Genomic DNA, 10,325 nt, shown 5'->3' on the forward strand with positions numbered 1-10,325 from the left:
GAAGCAATTTAGCAAATCTTGTCCAGGCACAGGAGATTGTTAACACTCATCATCCATCAACTTGCTTCATCGCTTTTCGGGAGTATCCATTCATGAATGGTCGAACAGGTGCGGCAAAATTGTATGAAGATTTTCGGTTTCTGAGCTCTACCAATTGTAAAGAAATTTGGCTTGTGTAATGGACGCTCACCAGTGCTACGTAGCTTAACGTTGGGCAGTCCAACTAGTTTCTGCGCATCTTCATTTTCGTGATCCTCATTTCCCCAAACAATGAAACCACAATTGAAACATTAGAAGAATTCACAGCCAGCTAGTTTTATCACCTTATCTGAATGCCTATTCAGAAATGAACGCTATTGACGATGGAGGACTTCATCGTTATTAATACTTCCACTACTATAAAATTGAGAGGCCCAATGTGATTTCTTTCCAACCGATGACAAAAGATGAGTATCCTGCTTATGTCGAATACTTTGTGAATGATTATGCATGTGAAATAGAATCAAACTACGGGTTATCCCTTCATGATTCTCTCGCCAGAGCGAGGCAGGAGATTGCGGAAATGCTTCCCGCGGGAGTTAACACGCTCGGGCAAGTGTTAATGTGTATTGTTGTTCAGTCGGACAAGGCGAACAACCATGTAGGTTATCTCTGGTACAAACCAGACTCGACTAAGCGCACTGTTTTTATCTACGATTTTCATATTTTCAACTCCAGCCAGGGGTTAGGACTTGGCAAACAATCTCTACGTGCTTTTGAAGAGTATCTGCAGGAAAAGGGGTTTAAAGAGATCAGATTGCGTGTTGCAGGTGATAATGCTCGCGCCCGGCATGTTTATGAAACCAGCGGATTCGGGGTTACAGGTGTCAATATGAGTAAATCGATTACAGACTGAGACACTGACGCGTGTTAAAACCCAGCCCCATAATTGATACCCGATCTGCTATTCGCTCAAAGCGGACATTAAGCTCTCTGGCATTTCAGTTATATAAAGGGTGGGTATAGGTGGAGTAGGGAAGAACGACCCCGTTAAGCCGGAATTCTTTCCGTCCATCCGGGTAGTGCCAGACCCCGATACATTTTCCTATAGGTCTTCGGCTTAACTCATTATCTTCAATCAGATAGAGCACTTTGTCATACTGCACGGTCAGAGATTTTGAAACGCGACGCGGTTCCCGCCATGTGAAAAAAGCTGCCAGATGATCATCGTTTCAAGCGGCCGATGCACATCAAAGTCATGCCGGGGAGCTTTGGCAAAGCGCTGGTTATAATCTGCCATGAACTCATCAGCATAATCATTGGCTGCGTCCACAGAAGAAATTCCCCTGAGCCGGAGTTCCTTTACCAGACGATCCTGAAGCGTCAGATGAGCGCGTTCCACGCGTCCTTTGACAGAGCTGGTATTGGCACATTTTGACATGCCAGCGTCGGCCCGAAGTCGCTATAGCGCTCGCGGATTATGTTGAGCGTAAACCGGGCAAGACCTGCGACTTCATGAGCCGTCATCAGAATCCCTTGAGGGTGAATCTACGTTAACTTAGCCCAGAACGGACATTACAACTTTGCGTCTACAACATTAGTGCGCATAATGTATATTATGTTAAATTGGATTCAGAGTCTCATGCTTCTATCGTCGTATGCTGCTGCGCCCCGTGTATCCCTGTATGCCGCCTTTACTTTTTCGAGCTGACATGGCCTGGCGTTTAAGGACTGGACTCTGAGTTTATCAACCGACCCGGCCATGCGTGCTCCTGCCCTGCTGTATCAGTGATGAGTAAACGGCAGCTTTTACCCGCGGTTCGAAAGAACCATCGTGCCGCTTCTGTAAGTGCCGCCGTTAACGCCCTGGCTCTCTCCAGCACCGACGTCGGTCAATCGTGCGATGCCGCATTCAATTTCTGACAAAGCTCATCAATGTTCATGGACTTGTAAAAAAACCATCCCTGAGCATAAGCGTTCTCGTTATGGCCTTTCAGATAATTGAGTTCAACAATATCTTCCACGCCTTCAAAGACAATTTGCGCGCCAATGCCGATGACCAGGCCCGAAATGCATGTCAGGATGTTGCGCTTGTACTCCTCCTGCAAGCCTTTCACATAAAACTTATCAATTTTAATCTCGTCAAAATCAATCTCGGTTAACCAGATAAGGTTGGCTGTCCCTGTTCCGAAATCATCTATCGATACGCAAAACCCTTTCGCTCTGGCGCGCCGCGAAAAATCCGCAATAACGTCATGCGGTAATGTGCTTCGTTCCGTAATTTCAATTTTTATCTGCGACGGCTTGATCCGGTATTGAATACACTGCTCATACAGATAATTTATGTAATTACAATGCTCTATCTCGTAGCCACCGATATTGATAGAGACGGTAAAGCTACTGTTACGTGTGAGATAATGCGACAATTCTTCAGTGAGCCGCTTAATAACAAACTCAGAAATTTGTCCGTATACCCCTATTTTTTCCGCCACATCGATAAAAAGCTCCGGTGAGACTTTGCCGTACAGCTTATCCTGCCAGCGGATGAGCGTTTCAACACCGACGATTTTCTCATCGTTCATCCTGACGACAGGTTGATACTCCAGATAGAGTTGTTCGTCCTGGACAGCTTTCTTTAAACGATATTCGAAGCTTTTTCTGGAGTTGAGGTAGAAATAAGCAAACCACGATAAAAATACGCCAAGTAAGAGACAAATCAAAACGACAAGCGCCTGATGCAACGGATCCAGTGATAAGAACCCTACCATCCCATTACGGGTTAATACGCAGAGATCGAAGGTTTTGCTGCAAATTTTTGCATGCACCGCATTATTAACAGCGAAACCTGCGCCGCCATGATGCGTTCCGGGCAAGATTAAAAAATCATGCCATCCTTTATGAGTTGAGATAACCACATCAAATTGTGGATACATCTCTTTTATTTTCTTAAAGGCAAACGGAGAGGTAAAAGCAATGGCGGTTTTATAGATTGTGGCATCTACATGGATTTTTTTATTATGAAAATTGTTGTCTGAACCGTCAAAGATATAGCCGTCAGAAGTCGAATACTCCTCTTTCACATAGCCTCTGCTTTTGTCAAAAAGCCCCCATCCCGCCGTGCAAATAACCTTACCTTTATGCGTAATGCCAACATCAATGACGTCCTGATAATCGAGGAGGATCTCTCTTAACCTGTTGATGTTGCTATCGTTACAGTTATTGATGTTAGCTTCTACCACCCTGTTGAGCGATTCATGAATCTGAGTAGATACAGATTCTGAATGTCTGAGGATTTGTTTTGTGTAAGCAATCTGCTCTCTGGCCTGGAATTTTATTATGGTATAGTTAGCAATCAAAACCAGAATGGTTGTAGCAACTAACATTCTAAATAGCGTAGGCGTATTTAGTTTAAACTTATTATGTAAGTTCATTCTTAAACCACTCATAAAGGATGGGTACGCTAATCGGTAATCTTCAACGATTGATTTCTACTTTACTGCAAATTGATGACTTTCCCTCTGACGCGCCTGTGCTGCCGTTGCTGGCAGCACAGGTCTGGTACGTATTTTCAATGAGGTCAGTTTGCGGCGCTAAAACCATTTTTGCCCGCTTGTTTTACCTTATATAAACTTGCATCGGCGCGTTGGATGGTATTCTCAACAGAAACTTCATACTTCGCCAGCCCCACGGAGAAAGTCGGCAACGCGATCCGCTGATCATTTTTAGCGACAATCGAGTGCCGTGAAATATAACGGAGCCGCTCCACCAGCGTTCTGGCATCGTTAAACTCAATGCAATAAAGCAGGACGATAAACTCATCGCCACCAAATCGGATAATGATATCCGTCTCCCGTAAAGACTTGCGCAACTGCTCGGTAAACGAGATAAGAATCGCGTCGCCTACCAGGTGACCATGGGTATCATTTATCTGCTTAAAATCGTCCAAATCCAGCATGACCAGATAGTCAGGCTCATATTCCATGACCGTCCGTTCCAGGTACCGACGGTTATAAACTCCGGTGAGCGAATCGATATAGAGCTTTTTGCGTTCGCGCACCAGCCGGATATAGACCACGGTGCGCCAGACTGCGAAGGTCACCGGTAAAAGTAGCAAAAACACCAGGTTGATGCCATGCAACGCTTGCAGGCTTTCCTCTATCTCATGCACTTTAACTTCATTGACGTGTTTGGCTTTAAATATTCGTGCATATTCATCCTGCATATGACGGCAGGAGATCTGGCGACGAACGTGCGGCTGCGTTGGGCCCATTTGCCGATCTTCAGTGCGCTTACTCGCCTCTTCCGCACAGAGCAGAAGCATGCTGCTGGATATTTCTCTTTCGAGCTCCCGATGTTGCAAGATAGAGGTTCTCAGGAGATCTTTGATTCTTGCATACTCGGTGGCGTTCAAATAAAAAACGCACAGTAAAGAAAGCGATGAAATAATTAGCAAAATATAAGGAATAAAAATCTCTTTTTGTGGTCTCATATAATTTACATCAGTCATGCACAATTATAAGCAGACAAAAGCTGCCCTGACACTGTCACAGGAGCGAATCGATGAATGAAACATTTAAACGGCTTTTTAGTCGTGCGACTTATTGCCTCCTTTTAACTGTTTCGCCTGTGTATTTTTTGAACCATTTTTGAAGAAGGCCAATTGTAAAGGCTGGATCCTGTTTTGCCAATAAAACCCATAATATATTTTTAATTGGTAACTCATTGAATTGTTTATGGAAATATGAATTTATTAAAGCAGATATCTTGCATTAGCGCTAACTGAACAGAGATATCCGGTTTTATCATCTGGTTTGTTTAATTTAGATAGAGTTAAACTCTATTTTTACAGATAAATCCAGTCTTAAATGTTGTTATGATGTTTGGTTTTTATAATTATGTTTAATGCATGTTAACAGTGCTGCTATTTGATTATCGAAGGTGTAAATATTTCGAAAATATATACCCAGAAAGGCCCGCCTTATTAATCTGTGATTGTGTTAATTTGTCTGGAGGCTATACTCTTTTGAAGTCAATTAATTAACCGCGCTAAGTAAAATCTTAACGAAAACCTAACGGGGTGTTTATGTGACCGGGCAATACCCTTCCGTTTCGCTTAACGCAAAAATGTCGCGTTTAGCCAGGCAATATGAAAGATTACTGAAGCAATATCAGAACAGGCGATGCGATGTTTTACTCCAGGACGTCGCAGAGGTGCTTGCCTGTACGCCACGGTACACGCGCACACTGTTAAAAGAGATGAAGCAACGAGGCTGGATCAACTGGTCATCATTGCCAGGCAGGGGAAAAATAAGCCAGATCCAGTGCATGCTGGATGACAATGGGCTCAAAGAAAAACTCCATCCGCGTTTTTCTTCTCCTCATACCAGCGCCAGTGAAGGCGTGGTTTTTTCCGCTGCGCCCGAAGGTTATCATTTTACGCTTTCCTCCCCTCGCCCGATCCCGGCAATTGTTCCGGCGTTTTTTGCCGTGCACTACAGGCGTCATCTGATGCGTATGGTGCATGTCGGCGTAATGCGTTTTCCGCATGGCTGTACCGATCCTGTCCCTGCTTTAGCTCACCACAATATAAAATCCGACGATGGCCTGAGCTGGCGATTCTATATTCGTCAGGGGCTGGTCTGGCATAACGAGCAAAGCGTAAGCGCTGCACAGCTGCTAAGCCAGTTACAACGTCTGGCGGGAACGCCGCTGCTCCCCTATGTCGAACGTATAACGGCCAACGATCAACTCATTGTCTTTCACTTAACCCAACCGGATGAAATGCTATTGCATCGCCTTGCTCACCCGGCCTGTTCGCTGGCGCATCCTGAAGAGCCAACCGTAGGTCTGGGGCCATTCAGAGTCATTGAGCATACTGACGAGTGCGTAAAGCTGGCGCGTTTCGCTTTCTGGTACGGTGAGAAACCGCTGGCCGCCACCGTTACGGTAGAAACACAGCTGCGCAGAGCCGACGACTGGGGGCTCATTAATATGGAAACGCCGCGTTCTAAGCTGCGGGCTGAGCCAGTTAATACACTCTCATCCGCCGATATCTTTTCCTTTATGACATTCAACCAGCTTAAGCGCGCTGCGCTGACGCCGCCGCAGCGGGCGCTGGTGTTGCATATCGCCAGAAGCATCGCGCAATCCACTATCGAAGCAGAAGCGGATATCCTGCCTGTTCCAGATTGGCTTACCCTGCCCTCTGCCAGCAGCTTTAGCCCGGCCCCTCTGCCGCCTTCTCTTTCGATGGCTTATTTAAGCACGCCGGATACGGACAAGTTTGCCGATGCGCTCGCCAGAAACCTGAGCCGTAGGGGTTGCCGCCTGGCGCTGACGCCCATCTACAATGGGCACTGGCACGCTCCCGGAAAGAACTGGGAACATATGGATATAGCGCTGGGCTATCTTAGCAGCCGCCGTGCGGCCGTCTTCACGGTTGAAGAGCGCTGGCGGCACAGCAGAATGGTGAAAGCGTTCTGGCCTGTAAAAACGCAGCGCCTCATCGGGGCGATGCTGCAACGTTCGGCGATGGGCGACGTCTCCCATCATCGCGCCCTGCTTATCAGGTTATTAAGGCATGCTATTCGTCATGAGATAATCACGCCGCTGTATCTGAAAAATTTTACCCTGCGCTACCCTGATTCCGTTCAGGGAGTCAAATGCGGCCCGCAGTGTATGCCTGACTATACCTCTCTGTGGATTGACACCACCCGCTGCTGATCGCTACGCCGGGCGTGCAGCCCGGCGTAGCCATTCACTGCGCCTTATCTGCCCGGACGTTGCTCACTGGTGACCGGCCGCGGTTGAGTGCGACGGCCAACCATGCCCATCACGCCTGCCAGCACCGCTTCGACAATCATCATAAAGAAAGCAAACCACGCCGCTTTGGCTGTGGCGGCGGCGGCTTTCTCGCCCATTTCACGGCTTTTCTGTTCGGCTTGCTGTTTCAGCTCTTCATATTTCGCGCGAGCAGCCTGATAATTTTGCTCGGTCTGATTCACGATTTGTTCCGCTTCGGCATCCGTTTTACCCGTGCGCGCCTGAATGATATTTTTCAGCGCTTCGCGATCGGCAGCCTGGAATGTCGCCTGATTCCTTTCCACGAGGCCTTTAAAGAAATTCGCCAGATCGGTGTTGCCAGCGCCTGGCGCTTGTTGTTGCGGTTGAGCCGCGCCCGCCGCCTGGTTCTGCGCGTTGTTTACTTCCCCCTGCGCCTGGTTTTGTAAGGCTTCCGGCTGCAGCTCCGGCTTACCGGTTTGCCTTAGCGTGGTTTCAAGTTCGTTTTGCAGGTTGTCCAGGTTGATATTGTTTTCAGCGAGCTTATCTCTCGCCATTTCAACCGCCTGCGGCGCGAGCGCTTTCGCCCCGCTGCTGACTGCCTGTAATCCAGTGCCAAGCACGTTCATGGTGCCGGTCACGGCGCTGCTGGCGATGGTCACTAACAGCCAGGTAAAAATCAGCGTATTTACGCCAAACATTAAAAGCCCATGCAACGCGCCTTCACGCTGCGCCAGTCTGCCGCTCACATAGCCGCCGACGGCGATAGAAATAAGCATGCTTACCCCGCCCCATATCGCCGCACCCATGCCAATGCCCTCTACGGGATTCTGTTCCTCCATCGGATCGATGGTGGTAGTGCCCACTGCCGTACCCAGGATAGCAAGTAACAGGTAAATAACGATGGAAACGATCACGCCGGCAAAAACCGCGCTCCAGGAAATTCGCTTTAACGGAACGCCGTAATTATCCACCCGATATTCGCCGTCTGGTTCTCTGGCTGAATGTGTGTGTTTATCGAACATAATGACTCTCCACTTCTTCACGTACGGTTAAAAAACGTTCGCGATTCGTTTATTAAAGAAGAGCAACCCTATTCAATAGTAGTAGGAATAAAATGATAAGCGAGACATGGCCCGCGCTTCGTATTATTCGGGGAAAATGACCTGCTGGCTTTGTTTTTTTAAAGGGATGGTTTTCTGCAATTTTACTTATTGTATTTAAAGCCGTTTTTTTAAGATAAAAAGACTGAAATCCAGTTTCATGAATGCGTTTCTGTTTCTGCGTTTAAAAATAATGATAAATTTGTGGTTGTGGCCTGCAAATATTATCCTGACGCGCTTTATTATTTCCTTGCTACGGATAAAGCAGGCGAAAAAAAGCCAGATAACCTGTCTCAGCATTATCTGGCACCCTGTTTTTATCGTTTACTTATGGCCTTCTGAATAGCGCCAGGCTGCGGCCTTCAAGCTCAAAATCTTTCTCTTTATTAATGACGATGCCGCGTTTCGCATTATCTGAGGTGCTGAACTCCAGCACCCAGCCGCCCTCGCCCAACTGAGGAATGCGAAACGGCACGGTGCCTTCATACGGGTTTATCAGCATCAGCACATCGTGCCAGATGCCCTCCTCTTTTTGCAGATCGGGCCGACCGATATAAACGCCGAGCGTCGAGCCTTCATCCCACTGCTCCGCCTGCTGATAGCCGCCGCCTGCGTTGAACCATTCGATGACCATGCCATCGCGCCAGTTTTCACGCCGCAATAGCGGCTGCTCGGCACGCAGCTTGATAACCTGGCGGGTAAATTCGCGCAGCGTTTCGGCGCTCTCCGGCAGGTTTTCCCAGTGAACCCAGGAAATCTCGCTGTCCTGGCAATAACCGTTATTGTTACCCATCTGGCTGCGGCCGAATTCATCGCCCGCCAGCAGCATCGGCGTGCCATGTGAGAAGAACAGCGTGGCGAGGAAATTACGTTTTTGCCGTTCGCGCACCGCATTGATGCCTTCATCCTCCGTTGGACCTTCGGCGCCATAATTGTAGGAGCGGTTATTGTTATGACCGTCGTTATTGTCCTCGCCGTTATCGTCGTTGTGTTTCTCGTTATAAGAGACCAGATCGTTAAGCGTGAAGCCGTCATGCGCGGTAATAAAGTTGACGCTTGCCCATGGGCGGCGACCGCGCTGGTCGTAGAGGTCGCCGGAACCCAGCAGACGTGCGGCAAATTCGGAAGAGACATTGTCCCCCTTCCAGTATTCGCGCACCGTGTCGCGGTATTTATCGTTCCACTCCGCCCAGCCTGGCGGGAAGCCGCCCACCTGATAGCCGCCCGGACCGATATCCCAGGGCTCGCCTATCAGCTTCACGCGTGAAAGTACCGGGTCCTGGGTGATGGCGTCGAAAAAGCCGCCGCGCTGGTCAAAGCCTTCCGGCTCGCGGCCCAGGATGGTGCCAAGGTCAAAGCGGAAGCCGTCGATATGCATCGACTCGGTCCAGTAGCGCAGCGAATCCATCACCATTTGCAGCACTCGCGGATGCGAGGTGTTGACGGTGTTGCCGGTGCCGGTGTCATTAATGTAATAACGGTGCATGTCGGGCATGGTGCGATAATAAGAGAAGTTATCGATCCCCTTGAACGACAGCGTCGGGCCAAGCTCGTTGCCTTCCGCCGTGTGGTTATAAACCACATCCAGGATCACCTCGATACCGGCATCATGGAAAGCGCGCACCATGTCGCGAAACCCCTGAATGCCCCGCGGGCCGTAATAGCGTGAAGCCGGCGCGAAAAAGCCGAGCGAGTTATAACCCCAGAAGTTTTTCAGTCCCTTATCAAGCAGATGCTGATCGTCCGGGAACCAGTGTACCGGCAGCAGTTCTACGGAGGTAATGCCAAGGCTTTTAATGTAATCAACGGACGCCTTGTGCCCCATTCCTTCAAACGTGCCGCGCAGTTCAGGCGGAATTGCCGGGTTAAGCTGCGTGAAGCCTTTCACATGGGTCTCGTACACGACTGAGTTCGGCCAGTGAATGGAGGGGCGGTTGTCGTCCTGCCAGTCAAATGCCTCCGGGTCAATAACCCGGCACTTCGGCGTATAGGGCGCGCTGTCGCGGGTGTCAAAGGTTAAGTCCTTATCTTCATGCAGCAAATCATAGGCGAAATGGGCTTCATTCCATTCGATATCGCCAACCAGCTCGCGTGCGTATGGGTCGATAAGCAGTTTATTAGGGTTAAAGCGATGACCATTCTCCGGATCGAAAGGACCGTGAACGCGATAGCCGTAAAGCGCGCCGGGCTTCAGCCCCGGCACATAGCCGTGCCACACCTCGTGGGTATATTCCGGAAGCTCAAGACGGGCAATTTCAGTTTTACCGTCCGGCGCGTACAGGCAGAGCTCAACGCGCTCCGCGTGCGCTGAAAAAAGCGCGAAGTTAACCCCTTCGCCGTCGTAATTGGCGCCGAGACGATGGCTATACCCTGACGTTATTTCAAAAGGCTTACCGTGTGACATGCATTCTTCTCCATGGATGTGCAGAGCTTTCATATACAGCAGCGATACATGACATCTTT

General features: G+C 48.9%; 6 protein-coding genes and 1 pseudogene. 2 read left to right on the top strand and 5 right to left on the bottom strand.

Annotated features, from left to right (window positions below; translation table 11 throughout):
• The first annotated feature begins 418 nt into the window (after positions 1 to 418).
• Positions 419 to 895: a GNAT family N-acetyltransferase gene (locus IEX01_RS06600; protein WP_188723495.1), complete on the top strand. Its 477-nt coding sequence runs from the start codon at positions 419 to 421 to the stop codon at positions 893 to 895.
• 106 nt (positions 896 to 1,001) lie between these two features.
• Here the strand turns inward: IEX01_RS06600 and IEX01_RS06605 are convergent.
• The 3 genes and pseudogenes from IEX01_RS06605 to IEX01_RS06615 all read right to left on the bottom strand — a co-directional run.
• Positions 1,002 to 1,411, bottom strand: a pseudogene (locus IEX01_RS06605) (transposase family protein); the annotation flags it as partial.
• Positions 1,412 to 1,871: 460 nt separating this feature from the next.
• Complete coding sequence (locus IEX01_RS06610) at positions 1,872 to 3,362, bottom strand: EAL domain-containing protein (RefSeq protein WP_188723496.1); 1,491 nt, start codon at positions 3,360 to 3,362, stop codon at positions 1,872 to 1,874.
• A 194-nt stretch (positions 3,363 to 3,556) separates the two neighbouring features.
• Entirely contained in the window at positions 3,557 to 4,468 is a 912-nt protein-coding gene (locus IEX01_RS06615) for a GGDEF domain-containing protein (protein WP_160170547.1), read from the bottom strand.
• 635 nt (positions 4,469 to 5,103) lie between these two features.
• Between IEX01_RS06615 and IEX01_RS06620 the strand changes: the two genes are divergently transcribed.
• On the top strand, positions 5,104 to 6,702 hold the full coding sequence (locus IEX01_RS06620) for an SgrR family transcriptional regulator (protein ID WP_229701833.1): 1,599 nt from the start codon (positions 5,104 to 5,106) through the stop codon (positions 6,700 to 6,702).
• 44 nt (positions 6,703 to 6,746) lie between these two features.
• Here the strand turns inward: IEX01_RS06620 and IEX01_RS06625 are convergent, their stop codons facing one another.
• Positions 6,747 to 7,784 (bottom strand): TIGR04086 family membrane protein, encoded by a 1,038-nt coding sequence (locus tag IEX01_RS06625; RefSeq protein ID WP_024560215.1) that lies wholly within the window; start codon positions 7,782 to 7,784, stop codon positions 6,747 to 6,749.
• Between the two features lie 406 nt (positions 7,785 to 8,190).
• On the bottom strand, positions 8,191 to 10,266 hold the full coding sequence (gene glgX / locus IEX01_RS06630) for a glycogen debranching protein GlgX (RefSeq protein WP_188723498.1): 2,076 nt from the start codon (positions 10,264 to 10,266) through the stop codon (positions 8,191 to 8,193).
• Positions 10,267 to 10,325: the final 59 nt, after the last annotated feature.

This window comes from Franconibacter daqui (assembly GCF_014644275.1).
Classification (GTDB): Bacteria; Pseudomonadota; Gammaproteobacteria; order Enterobacterales; family Enterobacteriaceae; genus Franconibacter; species Franconibacter pulveris.